The 15,064-nt window shown below is 55.4% G+C and carries 14 protein-coding genes; 11 read left to right on the forward strand and 3 right to left on the reverse strand.

The window, feature by feature from the left end; translation table 11 throughout:
* Positions 1-99 precede the first annotated feature (99 nt).
* On the reverse strand, positions 100-1,008 hold the full coding sequence (locus tag ACR0IO_RS07900) for a LysR family transcriptional regulator (RefSeq protein WP_155147021.1): 909 nt from the start codon (positions 1,006-1,008) through the stop codon (positions 100-102).
* Positions 1,009-1,177: 169 nt separating this feature from the next.
* Here ACR0IO_RS07900 and ACR0IO_RS07905 point away from each other — a divergent pair, with 169 nt between their 5' ends.
* The 10 genes from ACR0IO_RS07905 (at position 1,178) to ACR0IO_RS07950 (ending at position 12,602) form a co-directional block, all read left to right on the forward strand.
* The gene (locus tag ACR0IO_RS07905; RefSeq protein ID WP_480740606.1) at positions 1,178-4,597 is read left to right on the forward strand and encodes an indolepyruvate ferredoxin oxidoreductase family protein; all 3,420 of its coding nucleotides are present in this window, start codon (positions 1,178-1,180) and stop codon (positions 4,595-4,597) included.
* A gap of 78 nt (positions 4,598-4,675) precedes the next feature.
* Positions 4,676-5,554, forward strand: a complete 879-nt coding sequence (locus ACR0IO_RS07910; protein ID WP_480740609.1) for a lysophospholipid acyltransferase family protein — start codon at positions 4,676-4,678, stop codon at positions 5,552-5,554.
* 8 nt (positions 5,555-5,562) lie between these two features.
* Complete coding sequence (locus ACR0IO_RS07915) at positions 5,563-6,372, forward strand: glutamate racemase (RefSeq protein ID WP_480740611.1); 810 nt, start codon at positions 5,563-5,565, stop codon at positions 6,370-6,372.
* 95 nt (positions 6,373-6,467) lie between these two features.
* Positions 6,468-7,496: an N-acetyl-gamma-glutamyl-phosphate reductase gene (argC, locus tag ACR0IO_RS07920; RefSeq protein WP_480740613.1), complete on the forward strand. Its 1,029-nt coding sequence runs from the start codon at positions 6,468-6,470 to the stop codon at positions 7,494-7,496.
* 7 nt (positions 7,497-7,503) lie between these two features.
* Positions 7,504-7,950 carry a cytochrome c maturation protein CcmE gene (gene ccmE, locus ACR0IO_RS07925; protein ID WP_480740615.1) on the forward strand — a complete coding sequence of 149 codons (447 nt, stop codon included), beginning with the start codon at positions 7,504-7,506 and terminating at the stop codon, positions 7,948-7,950.
* Between the two features lie 129 nt (positions 7,951-8,079).
* Positions 8,080-8,691, forward strand: a complete 612-nt coding sequence (locus tag ACR0IO_RS07930) for a holin-associated N-acetylmuramidase (protein WP_480740617.1) — start codon at positions 8,080-8,082, stop codon at positions 8,689-8,691.
* Positions 8,682-9,260, forward strand: a complete 579-nt coding sequence (locus ACR0IO_RS07935) for a holin family protein (protein ID WP_480740620.1) — start codon at positions 8,682-8,684, stop codon at positions 9,258-9,260. The genes ACR0IO_RS07930 and ACR0IO_RS07935 overlap by 10 nt, the downstream gene beginning before the upstream one ends.
* A gap of 75 nt (positions 9,261-9,335) precedes the next feature.
* Positions 9,336-11,300, forward strand: a complete 1,965-nt coding sequence (locus ACR0IO_RS07940; protein WP_480740623.1) for a heme lyase CcmF/NrfE family subunit — start codon at positions 9,336-9,338, stop codon at positions 11,298-11,300.
* Positions 11,297-11,752: a cytochrome c-type biogenesis protein gene (locus ACR0IO_RS07945; protein ID WP_480740625.1), complete on the forward strand. Its 456-nt coding sequence runs from the start codon at positions 11,297-11,299 to the stop codon at positions 11,750-11,752. Before ACR0IO_RS07940 ends, ACR0IO_RS07945 begins: the two co-directional genes overlap by 4 nt.
* Before the next feature lie 73 nt (positions 11,753-11,825).
* Positions 11,826-12,602, forward strand: coding sequence for an enoyl-CoA hydratase-related protein (locus ACR0IO_RS07950; protein WP_480740864.1), 777 nt, complete (start codon positions 11,826-11,828; stop codon positions 12,600-12,602).
* Positions 12,603-12,613: 11 nt separating this feature from the next.
* On the opposite strand, the gene bmt is transcribed toward ACR0IO_RS07950, so the two are convergent.
* Both bmt and ACR0IO_RS07960 read right to left on the reverse strand, forming a co-directional pair.
* On the reverse strand, positions 12,614-13,630 hold the full coding sequence (gene bmt, locus ACR0IO_RS07955) for a betaine--homocysteine S-methyltransferase (protein ID WP_480740628.1): 1,017 nt from the start codon (positions 13,628-13,630) through the stop codon (positions 12,614-12,616).
* A gap of 123 nt (positions 13,631-13,753) precedes the next feature.
* Complete coding sequence (locus ACR0IO_RS07960; RefSeq protein ID WP_155147000.1) at positions 13,754-14,071, reverse strand: DUF1476 domain-containing protein; 318 nt, start codon at positions 14,069-14,071, stop codon at positions 13,754-13,756.
* Between the two features lie 187 nt (positions 14,072-14,258).
* On the opposite strand from ACR0IO_RS07960, the gene purC reads away from it, so the two are divergent.
* On the forward strand, positions 14,259-15,014 hold the full coding sequence (gene purC / locus ACR0IO_RS07965) for a phosphoribosylaminoimidazolesuccinocarboxamide synthase (protein ID WP_155146998.1): 756 nt from the start codon (positions 14,259-14,261) through the stop codon (positions 15,012-15,014).
* Positions 15,015-15,064 lie beyond the last annotated feature (50 nt).

Below are 15,064 nucleotides of genomic sequence, written 5' to 3' on the forward strand. Positions count from 1 at the left end.
GCATCACCGCCTTCGAGTGCTCATTTAGTTATCACTGTATGTACGTTCAAGATTTTTTCACAAACATTGGTACATGTCCGCTATGTCATAGGCGCATAGCTAGAGTTTTCCCAATTGCCTCAGATGTTTGCGGTGCGCGATGATCTCATCCTGAACGAAATCCCGGAAGGCGGCGACACGTTTAGAATGTCTTAATTCTTCGGGATAGGCGAGATAGACAGGTACATCGGCGCTTTCAATGTCTGATAGTATCGGGACCAGATCAGGAAAATCTTCGGTCACATAGTCAGGCAGCACACCAATACCCAGATTGTGCAGTACTCCCTGCAATACACCAAAATAGTTGTTCACGGTCAGCAACGAACTTGGGTTACAGGTCATGAGATGCCGCACCATCGAAGCGCCAGCGCCAACCTGAGGTGCTGACGGGGTCTGGCAGATCAAACGATGCTTGGCGATATCTTCGAGTGTCTGAGGCGCGCCACCATGGGTGTCCAGATAATCGCGGGTCGCATAAAGCAGCATTTGAACCGTCATCAGCCGTTTGCGCACCAGATCTGCCTGGCTGGGTTCTTTCATGCGGATCGCAACGTCGGCCTCGCGCATCGGAAGGTCCAAAACACGTTCTTCCAGCATCAGGTCGATGTTGAGATCAGGGTATTGCTCATAAAGCTTCGGAAGGCGCGGGGCCAGCCAAAGGGTTCCAAACCCGAAGGTGGTCGTTACGCGAAGAACGCCGAACACTTCATCTTCGCTGTCCCGGATGCGCGCAGCAGCTGCATCCAATCGTTTGGACATGGCAGAAGTGGCGTCGAACAGAAGCTCACCCTGTTCGGTCAGAATCAGGCCGCGTGCATGACGGTGAAAAAGGGTGGCATCCAGTGATTCTTCCAGTGCGCGAATTTGCCGACTGACTGCAGATTGGGACAGATTAAGCTTGTCTCCCGCATGAGTCAGACTGCCCGCGTCAGCTACTGCGTGAAATATTCTAAGCTTGTCCCAATCCATAACCGCAACTTTCGTTATCCTCACGCAGCCCTATATGAAAGAGGTAACAAATTCCACATTCAAACGGCGAAATCGTTACGCAATAGGGGAAAATCACTATACGGGTCAGCTTTTATGACCTAAAATGTTTACAAATGCAGCACACTAATCCGACGAGGGGAGACGTCAGATGAGTCAGCCGAAAATATCGCTCAACGACCGTTTCGATCTATCCAAAAGCCCTGTTCTTCTGAACGGGACGCAAGCGCTTGTTCGCCTCATGATGATGCAAAAGGCGCGTGACCGTGATGCCGGGTTGAATACCGCCGGTCTGGTCACTGGGTACCGGGGATCCCCTTTGGGCGCTGTAGACCTGCAAATGTCGCGGGCGCAAAAGCAGCTTGCCGAGAATGACGTCACTTTTCAGTTTGGATTGAATGAGGATCTGGCGGCGACCGCTTTGTGGGGAAGCCAGCAAGCCGGGTTGCGCGGAGACGGCAAGTTCGACGGCGTCTTTGGTCTTTGGTACGGCAAAGGACCAGGGGTTGACCGTTCTGGCGACGTGATGCGTCACGCGAACATGGCGGGAACCGGCAAGTATGGCGGTGTCCTGATGGCCATGGGCGACGACCATACGGGTGAAAGCTCGACTGTGTTGCATCAATCCGAATGGTCATTGGTCGACATGTACATGCCGGTGGTCAGCCCGGCGGGCGTGCAGGAAATCCTTGATTACGGCATCTATGGTTTCGCGCTCAGCCGGTTTGCAGGCGTCTGGGTTGGTTTGAAGACCATGAAGGATACGATCGAAGTAACCTCGGTTGTCGATGGTCGCCCGGATCGTATGCGGCTTGTCACGCCCGAGTTCGACATGCCTGAGGGTGGTTTGAATATCAGATTGGGTGATACGCCACATCTGCAGGAAACGCGGGTCATTGATTACAAGCGCTTTGCGGCTGAGACTTTTTCACATGCCAATAGGCTGGATCGCCGGGTCTGGGGTAAATCCGGGGCCAAGATCGGTATCGCCGCTGCAGGTAAGAACTGGCTGGATCTTGTCCATGCCATGTCACTGCTGAACATCGACGAGAATGAGGCCGAAAGACTTGGGATTACCACCTACAAGATCGGGCAGACTTTCCCGCTTGATATGAAGGGGTTCCACGACTGGGCCGAAGGGCTGGACCTGATCATTATCGTCGAAGAAAAGCGCAAGCTGATTGAGGTGCAAGTTAAGGAAGCCATTTTCGACGACCGTCGCGGGCGTCGGGTGTACGGTTGGTACAAGGGTGGAGCAGGCACATTGCATCGTGAGGAGCTGTTCCCGACCCGAGGCGCGCTCGACCCGATCATGATTGCGGAAAAATTGGGTGAAATCCTGATTGAGGAGGGGCGTGATACCGATGGTGTCCGTGCCGGTCTGGACCAGTTGAACGAGGCGCGCCGGGCTGACAACGCGCAAGAGATTGCGACCCGTCTGCCCTATTTCTGTTCGGGCTGCCCGCATAACAGTTCGACCAAAGTACCAGATGGCAGCCGTGCCTATGCTGGGATCGGGTGCCACTACATGGTGCAGTGGATGGACCGGAATACGACCGGCTTCACCCAGATGGGTGGTGAGGGTGCCAACTGGATCGGTGAGGAGCCTTTCTCGACCACAAAGCATGTGTTCCAGAACCTTGGCGACGGTACCTACAACCACTCGGGTGTTCAGGCCATTCGCGCAGCTTTGTCTGCAGGAACCAACATTACCTTCAAAATCCTGTTCAATGATGCCGTTGCTATGACCGGCGGGCAGGATAACGAAGGTGATCTGACGGCCGAGCGGATCGTTCGTGAGGTCAAAGCGATGGGCGTGCGCCATGTGGCGGTGGTCTACGACGAGAAGGAAGATGTGAACTTCAAGGCGTTGCCGTCAGACGTGGAAACATTTGAACGCGCTGACCTGATGAGCGTTCAGGAAAAATTCCGCGAGATAGAGGGCGTGTCTGTCCTCGTGTATATTCAGACATGTGCCGCTGAAAAACGTCGCCGCCGCAAGCGGGGCAGCTTTCCTGATCCGGACAAACGGGTATTCATCAACACCGATATCTGCGAAGGCTGCGGTGATTGCGGCGTTCAGTCCAACTGTGTTTCGATTGTTCCAAAAGAGACTGAACTAGGCCGAAAGCGTGCGATTGATCAGTCAAGCTGTAACAAGGACTTCTCTTGTCTCAGTGGGTTCTGCCCATCGTTCGTGACGCTCGAAGGTGCAAAAATCCGCAAGGAGGCTACAACTGATCTGGACCTGCCAGACTTGCCAGATCCGTCTCTGCCGGTGATCAAGGGAACGCATAACGTGGTCATCACGGGCGTTGGCGGGACCGGTGTTGTTACCATCGGCGCGGTTTTGGCTCAGGCGGCCCAGATCGACGGTAAGGGCGCTGGTATGATGGAGATGGCTGGCCTCGCCCAAAAGGGCGGTGCGGTTCATATCCACTGCAGACTAGCCAACAAACCCGAAGATATCAGCGCCATCCGTGTGGCAACCGGAGAGGCGCACGCGTTAATCGGTGGTGATCTCGTAGTGTCGGCCGGGGCCAAGACGTTAGGTCTGACGCAAACCGGCCAGACAGGCGCAGTGGTCAATAACCACGAAATCATCACCGGCGATTTTACACGGGATACCGAATTCAATATTCCAAGCGACCGCTTGGAACTGGCCCTCGAGGCCCGCCTGAAAGATGGCCTGGATCTGTTCGATGCCACCGATCTGGCACGTGCGGTGATGGGTGACTCGATCTATTCCAACATGATGGTCTTTGGTGCAGCCTGGCAACGTGGACTGCTTCCGGTCAGCCATGAGGCCATTTTGCAGGCTATAGAACTGAACGGTGCCGCAGTCGAACGGAACAAACGTGCCTTCGAGGTTGGTCGCTGGGCCGTTTTGCACCCAGATGAAGTAGCCAAAATCCTGAAACCTGGCGTGACCGAACTGCCGAAAACACTGGATCAGAAGATTGATCTGCGTGTGGAGCATTTGACGGCTTATCAAGGGAACCGACTTGCCAAGCGCTATCGCAAGCTTGTTGACGCCATTGAAGACCGTGAGGTCAAAGAAGCGGTCGTCAAAGGATATCACAAGCTGTTGTCCTACAAGGATGAATACGAAGTCGCGCGTTTGTTGCTGAGCAGCCGAGAAAAGGCTGCGGCTGAATTTGATGGTGACTTCAAGATGACCTTCCATCTCGCGCCGCCTATTCTGGGTGGTAAGGGGTCTGATGGTCGCCCTCGTAAACGCGCCTTTGGTGAATGGCTGTCAGGGCCGCTTAAGCTGATGGCCAAAATGAAGGGTTTGCGTGGGACGCCGCTCGATATCTTTGGATACAGTGCTGAACGGCGCATGGAACGCGCGCTGATCCGGCAGTACGAAAAGGACATGAAAGAGGTATTGCCGAAGCTTTCGCCCGAGACAAAAGACGCTATTGCAGCTCTTGGTCGGCTTCCCTTGGATATTCGTGGGTTTGGCCCGGTTTTGATTGCCAATGAGACCAAGGCTGCCAAACGGCGCGAGGAATTGCTTGCGGCAATTCGGCAAGGTGGCGAAAAGCTCAAGGAGGCGGCCGAGTAGATCGTCACAGGACTGTCATGCAAGCTAGGCAAAACTGTTGCGACAACCTATGTAGCAGGCAGCAAACCGGAGACCTTTATGCCCTCGCGCCGCCACGTCGCTCGTGACATTTCTTATGCCTATTCTGCCGAAACCAAAGGCGGCAGAATGGTCATCAAGCTTATGGAAAACACAACGGGCCGTCTGCGCCTGATCAAGCGTGCGGACGGATATGAGCAAGAGGTGGCCAACGGTCGCGACTTCTGGTCCGTTATGGTCGAACGTTATGGACTGTCGCTGGATGTGGTCGGGGGATCGCTGACGAACATACCAAAGGACAGGCCACTGATCCTGATCGCGAACCATCCCTACGGGATTCTTGATGGGCTGATGATGGGGCACATTCTGTCTCAGGCTCGTGGCGATTTTCGCATTCTGGCGAACCACGTGTTTCGCAAGGCCGAAGATCTGAACCGAATTATCTTGCCGATCTCGTTTGACGAAACGAAGGAGGCCATGAAGCTGAACCTGGAAACCCGCAAAAACGCGCTGAATTATCTGGGCGAGGGTGGGGCCATCGGAATATTTCCTGGCGGGACAGTCAGCACGGCAGCGAAGCCATTCTCACACCCAATGGATCCGGGTTGGCGTGGTTTCACCGCACGTATGGTGGCAAAATCCAATGCTACTGTTGTGCCGGTTTTCTTCGATGGTCACACGTCACGCCTGTTCCAGATCGCAAGCCATCTTCATTACACCCTTCGCATGGGTTTGCTGATCAAAGAGTTCAAAAAGCGTGTCGATACACCTGTAAAAGTCGTGATCGGAGAGCCCATTGGCCGCGACGTATTGGACCCGCTGGCCAAGGATACGCGCAAGATGATGGATTTCCTGCGCAAAGCCACGTATGAGCTGTCTCCAAAGCCGTTGAAGTCGTATGACTACGGTTATGAATTTGAGGAACGGCATCGCGCCTGAAGGGGCAAATGGCAGTAGGTATCTTTGATTCCGGGTTGGGCGGTCTGACCGTCCTGGACGCAGCTCAGAAACGTCTGTCGGACGTTGATTTTCTGTATTTTGCGGACAGCGCACATGCGCCTTATGGCGTGCGTGATGCAGAAGATATCTATCAACTCACCCGCAAGGCAGTGTCCGATCTGTGGTCGCGTGGGTGTGATCTGGTGATTCTCGCCTGCAACACAGCGAGCGCCGCCGCGCTGCGTCGGATGCAGGAAGAAGGTGTACCAGAAGGCAAGCGCGTTTTGGGCGTGTTCGTACCACTGATCGAAGCCCTGACCGAGCGGCAATGGGGCGACAACAGCCCACCTCGCGAAGTGGCGGTCAAGCACGTGGCGTTGTTTGCGACACCCGCAACCGTATCGAGCCGTGCCTTTCAGCGCGAGCTCGCATTCCGTGCAATCGGCGTAGATGTTGAGGCCCAGTCCTGCGGCGGCGTCGTTGACGCGATCGAAGACGGGGACATGATCCTGGCCGAGGCATTGGTCCGGTCCCATGTCGATGCGCTGAAACGCAAGATGCCCGAACCACAAGCAGCTATTTTGGGCTGCACCCACTATCCGCTGATGGCCGAGACCTTCCAGAAAGCGCTTGGGCCAGACGTACAGGTTTTCAGCCAGGGTGATCTGGTTGCTCAAAGTCTTGCCGACTATCTGCAGCGCCATCCAAATATGCTGGGAACCGGCAAGGGTGGTTTCGTGACAACCGGTAAACCGGACTTTGTCAGCGATCGCGCAACACAATTCCTCCGACGACAAATCACATTTGAGGCGGCCTGACTTAGGTCAAGGAAACAGCCGCATTGATTCTGTAGTTCGATGATCGTCACATCGGCGATCGATACGTATGACACTCAAATACAAAGAGGTCTGACATGACCCATAAAATCGCAATTCTTGGCGCGTCCGGTTACACCGGTGCGGAACTGGTGCGGCTGATCGCCGAGCACCCGAACATGGAAATCGTGGCTTTGGCGGCCGAGCGCAAAGCCGGTCAATCTATGGCACAGGTCTTTCCCCATCTGCGGCATCTAGATTTGCCGGTGCTGTGCAAAATCTCTCAGATCGACTTTTCCAAGATTGACCTATGTTTCTGCGCGTTGCCGCACAAAACCAGCCAAGAGGTCATCCGTGACTTGCCCAAGACACTGAAGATCATCGATCTTTCGGCCGATTTCAGGCTGCAGGATGCTGAGGAATACGAGAAGTGGTACGGCAATCCTCATACGGCGCTCGAACAACAGGAAGAGGCTGTGTACGGTCTGACCGAGTTCTATCGGGAAGAAATCCGCAATGCCCGGCTTGTTGCCGGAACCGGTTGTAATGCCGCAACCGGGCAGTATGTCTTGCGGCCCCTTATTTCTGCGGGGGTTATCGATCTGGATGACATCATTCTCGACCTGAAATGCGCTGTTTCGGGGGCGGGGCGGTCGCTGAAAGAAAACCTGCTACATGCAGAGTTGAGCGAAGGGGCCAATGCCTACGCCATCGGAGGATCGCACCGGCATCTAGGTGAATTCGATCAGGAGTTCTCCAAGCTGGCCGGGCGGACTGTACATGTGCAGTTTACACCGCACCTGATCCCGGCCAACCGGGGCATTCTGGCGACGACCTATGTGAAGGGTGATCCGCAAAGTGTTTATGAGACGCTGTGCTCCACCTACGAAAATGAACCATTCATCCAGATGTTGCCATTTGGCGAGGCCCCGTCGACCCACCATGTCCGGGGCTCCAACTTCTGTCATATCGGTGTGGCTGCGGATCGGATCGAGCGTCGCGCCATTGTGATCGCAACATTGGATAACCTGACAAAAGGTAGCAGCGGGCAAGCCTTGCAGAATGCCAACCTGATGTTAGGTGAGGCTGAGACCCAGGGGCTGATGATGGCCCCACTATTCCCGTGAGGACGGTATGAAAACACTCAAGAAACGTCGTCGTGTACAGATCATAGTTCTGGCCGTTGTTGCCTTGGCTTTGTCGACGGCGTTGATTGGGTATGCCATGCGGGACGGCATCAATTTCTTCCGCTCACCCAGCCAGGTTGTTGCTGAGCCGCCAAAACCAACCGAAGTGTTTCGCATCGGAGGTCTGGTTGAAGAAGGCTCTATCATCCGCGGGCAAGGTGAAACTGTCCGCTTTGTTGTTACGGATGGGGGCGAGAGCGTCCCGGTATCATTTACCGGGGTGCTGCCTGATCTATTCTCTGAAAATCAGGGTATGGTGGGAACTGGAAGCTACGTGAACGGTGTGTTCGAAGCCACGGAAATCCTTGCAAAACACGATGAGACCTACATGCCGAAAGAGGTCGTGGATGCGTTGAAAGAACAGGGTGTCTACAAAGAGGCCGACGAGGGCTGATTTTCATCTGAAATCAATGGATGGATGACCAAAGGGGCGTTGCCAGGGATAGACCTGCAGCGCCCTTACTATTTCGGCTGTCTTAATGAAGTTGTCTGACCGTTTGCAGCATCAAGCGGAGGTTGTTGCATGCAGACGGTTCGTCAGATTGCCCAAGGGATTGTGGCGCGTGAAGGGGGATTTGTGGATGATCCCGATGATCCGGGTGGGGCGACCAAATTCGGTGTGACCATTCACACTATGCGGCGATTGGGTTTGGATTTGGATCACGATGGCGTGGTGAACCGTGCCGACGTTCGTGCTTTGACACGCGATCAGGCGGTAGATGTTTTTCTGACCCATTATTATCGCAAACCGCGCATAGAGCTGCTGCCCGAAGCTCTGCAACCTTCTTTGTTTGACATGTATGTAAACGCAGGCGCGCAGGCGGTGAAAATACTGCAACGGCTTCTCCGAGAAATGGGGTTTGAGGTGAACGTGGATGGCGCGTTGGGCCCCAAGACCGCTCAGGCATCTCATTCGGCCGCTGATCCAAATCCGATTGCGTTGCGGGATGCGTACGGCGTTGCAAGGCGGAACTACTATTTCAGATTGGCAGACCGCAGACCTGCCTCGAGAAAATATGCGCGCAGTCGGTCTGGCGGCAAAGGCGGATGGATCAAACGGGCTGAGGAGTTTCTTTCGCCGACTTACCACCTTAGCGACGCAGAGTTTCAAATTAGGGTTTCAGGATGGGATTGATTTCTGGCTTGTTGGGTTTTCTGTTCGGAAACGGGCGAAATGTCGTACGCGAAACTGCCGAAGTGTTTCGTGAAAATACCGAGTCTGGGGCAGAGCGAAGCGCGACCATGCGGGTGCAGGCCATGACGCAATTCGGGGCAGAATTTCATACGTCCGGAAAGAGTGGCTTTGACCGCTTTATGGACGGCCTGAACCGATTGCCTCGGCCCGCACTTGCCTTGGGGACGCTGGGATTGTTCGGGGCAGCCATGGTCGATCCATTGTGGTTTGCTGAGCGGATGCAGGGCATCGCATTAGTCCCCGAGCCTCTGTGGTGGCTGCTGGGGGTGATCGTCTCTTTCTATTTTGGCGCTCGGCATCAGGCCAAAGTTCAGGATTTGCAGCGAGAGATCACCGCGACGATGGTCCGTGCGCCGGCTGTGGTGGCCAATCTCGAGGCGCTCGATCGATTGCGCAACGATACTCCGGGTGCTGCGGATCCGGGTCACGACGCTCAGCTAAAAATCAATGTAGCGCAACCGGATGCGAACCGTGCACTCGAGGACTGGAGACAGTTAAGGCGACCCTGAGCCGCGACACTATGTGCGCTGTTTCCGGGCGAAAGTGATTGGCGCTTGCCCGGAGACAGGATTATACCCTTGGCCATGATTACAGAGCTCGGCCACTTCGCACTGATCCTAGCCTTTTTTGTAGCCATCGTCCAAAGCGTAGTCCCCCTGATCGGGGCGGCAAAACGTTGGACTGGCTGGATGGTTTTTGCTGAACCTGCGGCAATATCCCAGTTCATCCTGACAGCCTTTGCTTTCGGCGCACTGGTCTGGGCGTTCGTCACATCCGACTTTTCGCTACGTATCGTCGTCGAAAACAGCCATTCGGCAAAGCCGATGCTGTACAAGATCAGCGGCACATGGGGGAACCACGAAGGTTCCATGCTGCTGTGGGTGTTGATCGTCGCGCTATTTGGCGCCATGGCCGCTATATTTGGAGGGGGCTTGCCGCCAACCTTGAAGGCACGTGTTCTGTCGGTTCAGGCTGCGATCGGAGTGGCGTTTTTCGCGTTTATCCTGTTTACGTCGAACCCGTTCGACCGACTGGTAGTAGCACCCTTTGACGGGCGGGATCTGAACCCTCTGTTGCAGGATCCGGGTTTGGCCTTCCATCCGCCATTCCTCTATCTGGGCTACGTTGGCTTGAGTATGGCGTTCAGCTTTGCAGTTGCTGCGTTGATCGAAGGCCGCATTGATGCCGCGTGGGGGCGTTGGGTACGTCCTTGGACGCTTGCTGCCTGGATCTTCCTGACGATCGGTATCGCATTGGGGTCGTGGTGGGCCTATTACGAGCTGGGTTGGGGCGGTTTCTGGTTCTGGGATCCGGTCGAGAACGCCTCTTTCATGCCATGGTTGCTGGCGGCGGCGCTTCTGCATTCGGCGATCGTGGTTGAAAAGCGGGAGGCTCTAAAAAGCTGGACCATCCTGCTGGCGATCATTGCGTTCGGTTTTTCGCTGATCGGTACGTTCATTGTCCGGTCCGGTTTGCTGACTTCGGTGCACGCGTTCGCAAACGATCCTGAACGGGGTGTGTTCATTCTGTTCATTCTCGTGATCTTGATCGGTGGCGCGCTGACCCTGTTTGCTGCGCGCGCTCAGGCGATGGAGGCCAAAGGTGTGTTTGGCATGGTCAGCAGGGAAAGCGCACTGATTTTGAACAATATCCTGCTGGCTGTAAGCTGTTTTGTTGTGTTCGTCGGTACGATGTGGCCGATGGTTGCCGAGATGGCTTTTGACCGGAAATTGTCGGTTGGTGCACCATTCTTCAATTCGGCATTTACACCGTTCATGATTGCATTGGGGATTGCCTTGCCGATTGGCGCGATCCTGCCTTGGAAGCGTGGAAAACTGGGACGTGCTGCCTGGTCGCTGCGATATGCGTTCATTCTGGCTGTTGCGCTGGCGCTGCTGGTTTGGGTTATGCAGACAGGGCGCAGCGCGATGGGTCCGATCGGGTTGTTCCTTGGGGCATGGATTACCTTTGGTGCCATTGTTGATCTGTGGAGCCGCACGGGCCGCAATGGCAGTTTCAAGCGCTTGCTGCGCCTGCCAGGTGCTGACTGGGGCAAGGCCGTGGCACATACCGGGCTGGGTGTCACCATGTTCGCAATCGCAGGTCTGACTGCATGGGAAGTAGAGGACATTCGCGTCGTCCAACCGGGACAACCGTTTGAGGTAGGGCAATACACTTTGACCCTGCAGGACGTAAAACGCGTTCAGGGGCCAAATTATTTTTCGACCATGGCCGACATAGTGGCAGAAAAAGATGGTCGCCCGATCGCCACATTGCATCCTGAAAAGCGGGACTACCCGGTGGCACGGATGCCTACGACTGAGGCTGCAATTGACTACCGGTTCCTGCGAGATCTCTATGTCGTGATCGGTGATCAGCAGGCTGATGGCGGTTGGGTTGTACGTACCTACATCAAACCACTGGCGAACTGGATCTGGGGTGGATGTATTCTGATGGCCCTCGGCGGCGTGCTCAGCCTGTCTGACCGTCGGTTCAGGGTTGCGGCGGGGGCTCGTAAGTCAACCGCCTCAGGAGTGCCGGCGGAATGAAACGTCTTGTCCTGATATTGATGATTGCCGCCACGCCACTGCTGGCGGTTCAGCCTGACGAAGTACTTGATGACCCCGTACTTGAGGAGCGGGCGCGTGATCTGAGCACGGGGCTGCGCTGTCTGGTCTGTCGGAACGAAAGCATCGATGAAAGCAATGCCGATCTGGCGCGCGATCTGCGTTTGCTTGTTCGGGAACGTCTGGTCGCAGGCGATACGGATGAAGAGGCGATCGAATTCATCGTCGATCGCTATGGTGAGTACGTTCTGCTGAAACCCACAAGGTCTGGCTCCAACCTTCTGTTATGGCTGGCCGGTCCGATCATGCTGTTGATTGCGGCTGTTGTAGGGTGGAGCTTTCTGCGTTCGCGCTCAGCCAAACAGGTTTCCGGGAACGTCGACGCATTGAGCGATGACGAAAAAGAGCGCCTGCGCCAAATTCTCGAAGACTGACGCGTGGTTCCACTTTCCCTTCCATGGTAACTGCGTCAGGGTCTGACAAAGCTCTGCGCAGATGAGGTTTTTTATGGAATACGAAGCGATCCTTCTGGATATCACTGATGGATTGGCGGTGCTGACATTGAATCGGCCCGACAAGATGAATGCACTGACAACTCAGATGCGCGCCGAGATTACGCATGCGATGAAACATGCAGCACGGCATGCACGTGCAATTGTGCTAACCGGCGCAGGGCCCGCGTTCTGTTCGGGGCAGGATCTGGGTGACGCATCCAGCACCGGGAAGATCGATCTTGAGCGTGCTTTGCGTGATGAGTACGAGCCCATGCTCGAAGCCGTGTACGATTGCCCTGTTCCCACCATTGCAGCGGTGAATGGTCCGGCAGCAGGGGCAGGGGCCAACCTTGCATTATGTGCCGATGTCGTGATTGCGACTGAGAGTGCATACTTCCTTCAGGCCTTCGCCCGCATTGGCCTTTTGCCTGATGCTGGCGGTACATGGTTCATGCCGCGTCAGATGGGTTTTGCCAAGGCGATGGGGGCCGCACTGTTTGCGGAAAAGATCAGCGCACGGCAGGCGGATGACTGGGGTTTGATCTGGGAAGCGGTTGCTGACGCAGATTTCGCCACCCATTGGCGCAAGCGCGCAGAGTACCTGGCCAATGGACCAACCGCTGGGTTTGGTGCGATCAAAAAGGCGATCCGTGGCACATACGACAAAACGCTGCCACAGCAATTGGCGACCGAGGCGCATTTGCAGGGCGATTGCGGCCGGACACGTGATTTTGCGGAAGGTGTTGTAGCATTCTTGGAAAAACGCCCCGCGAAATTCGAGGGGCGTTAATCCAGTAAACTTTAAGCGCGACGGCGCTTACGTGTGCGGCGCTCTGGCGCCGCCGCATCGTCGCCCGTACCGTCTGATGCCGACGAGAACGGCCCAAGCGCATCCGTGATCTGATCCAGGGTCGGGCGTTCACTACGTGGGCGGGTATCGAGTGCTTCACGCATCTTGCGCAGGTGGGTTGGCATGGTGCCACAGCAACCACCGATGATTGTCGCACCTGCATCACGGGCCATAGCGGCATAGTCACCCATAAGCTCTGGCGTGCCATCATAGTGGATATGCCCATCCACATACTTGGGAATGCCCGCATTACCCTTCGAAATGATAGGACGTTCAGTTCCCTGAGCGCCAAAGCCCAGAACCGTCCGCAGAATGTCGGACGCACCGGTGCCGCAGTTTGCACCAAAGGCGATCGGTGGGTTGGGCAGGGTTTCTACCAACTGTGCCAGATCTGCAGAGGTCACACCCATCATTGTGCGTCCCGCAGTGTCAAAACTCATGGTGCCACACCAAGGCATGTCGACCAGTGCGAATGCTTCGGCTGCGGCGCGGAATTCCTCAGGTGCACTGATGGTTTCGACCCAAAGAACATCAACGCCACCGGCTTTGAGCGCTTCGGCCTGTTCATGGAACATCTCGACGGCCTCGCTGTGCGACAAGCTGCCAACAGGTTCCATGATTTCTCCGGTCGGACCAACTGACCCCGCGACGATAATCGTGCGTCCGGCCTTGTCTGCAACCTCACGGCCAAGTTCAGCTCCGGCGCGGTTGAGTTCCGCAACTCGGTTTTGCGCATCATGCAGCTTCAGCCGTGCCGAGGTGCCACCAAAGGTATTGGTCAGAAACAGGTCGCTGCCCGCATCAACCGAACCCTGGTAGAGCGCGCGGATTTTATCCGGATCGTCCACATTCCAGAGCTCAGGTGCGTCACCTGATTGAAGACCCATATTGAAAAGGTTGGTCCCAGTGGCCCCATCCGCAAGGATGGCATCTGTGGATTCCAGAAGTTTGCTCAGCGCGTTTGTCATTGGAGTATTCCGAAAAAGAGGGCGCCATGGCCGATCAAATTTAGAGACGCCCCATGTCTCACGACCGGGGCGTCAAATCAAATTCATAAAACTCATGAAGATCATGAGGAAGGCAGCAATGCCTTAGTCAACTTCGCTGAGAACCTGCGATTTTGCTTCAGGCAGAAGTTCGGCCATCTTGGCTCGGATCTCATCATCCGATGCCAGGCTGCCGAGATCGCCGGCCACCTTGCGCACAACATCCTCGTGTCCGGCTTCTTCGAAATCGGACAACACTACGGTTTTTGCATATTCTTCGGCGTCCGCGCCGGATTTGCCCAACTTTCCTGCAGCCCAAAGGCCGAGCAGTTTGTTGCAGCGGGCCTGCGCCTTGAACTGCATCTCTTCATCATGAGCAAACTTGGCTTCAAAGGCATTTTCGCGTTCGTCGAACGTGGTCATTGGTTAGGGACCCCTTGGATAACGATTTCTTTCCTGATGATATGACTATACGTGAGGCCGGGTGCAAGAGATTTGCGCTGCGTCAAAGCCCCTCGGGCCTGCGAACTTGCGAGAAAGTGGGGCTTGGACTATGAGGGCGCCAAAGGAGAGGGACTCATTCCCACACCCCAGACTGGAAGGTTCGCTTATGGCGCGTCGCAAAAAGATCTACGAAGGCAAGGCCAAGATTCTGTATGAAGGCCCCGAGCCGGGCACGATTGTGCAGTATTTCAAGGACGATGCCACTGCGTTCAACGCCGAAAAGAAGGATGTCATCGACGGCAAAGGCGTTCTGAACAATCGTCTGAGCGAGTTCTTCATGACTGGTCTGAGCCAGATCGGCGTGCCGACCCATTTCATTCGTCGCCTGAACATGCGCGAGCAACTGGTTCGCAGCTGTGAAATCGTGCCTTTGGAAGTGATTGTGCGCAATTACGCCGCTGGTTCGATGTCCAAACGTCTGGGTATTGCCGAAGGCACGCAATTGCCGCGGCCGATTGTCGAATATTGCTATAAGGACGACGCTCTTGGTGATCCGCTGGTTACCGAAGAGCACATTGCTGCTTTTGGCTGGGCCAGCCAGCAGGACATGGACGACATCCTGAGCCTCGCACTCCGCGTGAATGATTTCATGAGTGGTATGATGCTGGCTGTCGGCATTCGTCTGGTCGATTTCAAGATCGAGATCGGTCGCGTATATGAAGGCGATTTCCAACGTCTGATCATCGCCGATGAAATCAGCCCCGACAGTTGCCGTTTGTGGGACATTGAAACCGGTCAGAAACTGGACAAGGACGTCTTCCGCCGCGATTTGGGCAATCTGACGGATGCCTATTCCGAGGTGGCGCGTCGATTGGGCGTTTTGCCCAAAAGCAATGTCGCGAAACCCACACTGATCAACTGATCCGCAAGTGCAAACTTGCAATTATTAAGGTGCCGCCACTCATCAGGCGG

It is taken from the genome of Ruegeria sp. CE12 (genome assembly GCF_056537525.1).

Bases quoted from the DNA above. Each gene is read 5' to 3' on its own strand.
- bmt (WP_480740628.1), bottom strand. From the start codon at position 13,630: ATGACAAACGCGCTGAGCAAACTTCTGGAATCCACAGATGCCATCCTT.
- purC (WP_155146998.1), top strand. From the start codon at position 14,259: ATGGCGCGTCGCAAAAAGATCTACGAAGGCAAGGCCAAGATTCTGTAT.
- ACR0IO_RS07930 (WP_480740617.1), top strand. From the start codon at position 8,080: ATGCAGACGGTTCGTCAGATTGCCCAAGGGATTGTGGCGCGTGAAGGG.
- argC (WP_480740613.1), top strand. From the start codon at position 6,468: ATGACCCATAAAATCGCAATTCTTGGCGCGTCCGGTTACACCGGTGCG.
- ACR0IO_RS07960 (WP_155147000.1), bottom strand. From the start codon at position 14,071: ATGACCACGTTCGACGAACGCGAAAATGCCTTTGAAGCCAAGTTTGCT.
- ACR0IO_RS07945 (WP_480740625.1), top strand. From the start codon at position 11,297: ATGAAACGTCTTGTCCTGATATTGATGATTGCCGCCACGCCACTGCTG.
- ACR0IO_RS07900 (WP_155147021.1), bottom strand. From the start codon at position 1,008: ATGGATTGGGACAAGCTTAGAATATTTCACGCAGTAGCTGACGCGGGC.
- ACR0IO_RS07935 (WP_480740620.1), top strand. From the start codon at position 8,682: ATGGGATTGATTTCTGGCTTGTTGGGTTTTCTGTTCGGAAACGGGCGA.
- ccmE (WP_480740615.1), top strand. From the start codon at position 7,504: ATGAAAACACTCAAGAAACGTCGTCGTGTACAGATCATAGTTCTGGCC.
- ACR0IO_RS07905 (WP_480740606.1), top strand. From the start codon at position 1,178: ATGAGTCAGCCGAAAATATCGCTCAACGACCGTTTCGATCTATCCAAA.
- ACR0IO_RS07915 (WP_480740611.1), top strand. From the start codon at position 5,563: ATGGCAGTAGGTATCTTTGATTCCGGGTTGGGCGGTCTGACCGTCCTG.
- ACR0IO_RS07940 (WP_480740623.1), top strand. From the start codon at position 9,336: ATGATTACAGAGCTCGGCCACTTCGCACTGATCCTAGCCTTTTTTGTA.
- ACR0IO_RS07910 (WP_480740609.1), top strand. From the start codon at position 4,676: ATGCCCTCGCGCCGCCACGTCGCTCGTGACATTTCTTATGCCTATTCT.
- ACR0IO_RS07950 (WP_480740864.1), top strand. From the start codon at position 11,826: ATGGAATACGAAGCGATCCTTCTGGATATCACTGATGGATTGGCGGTG.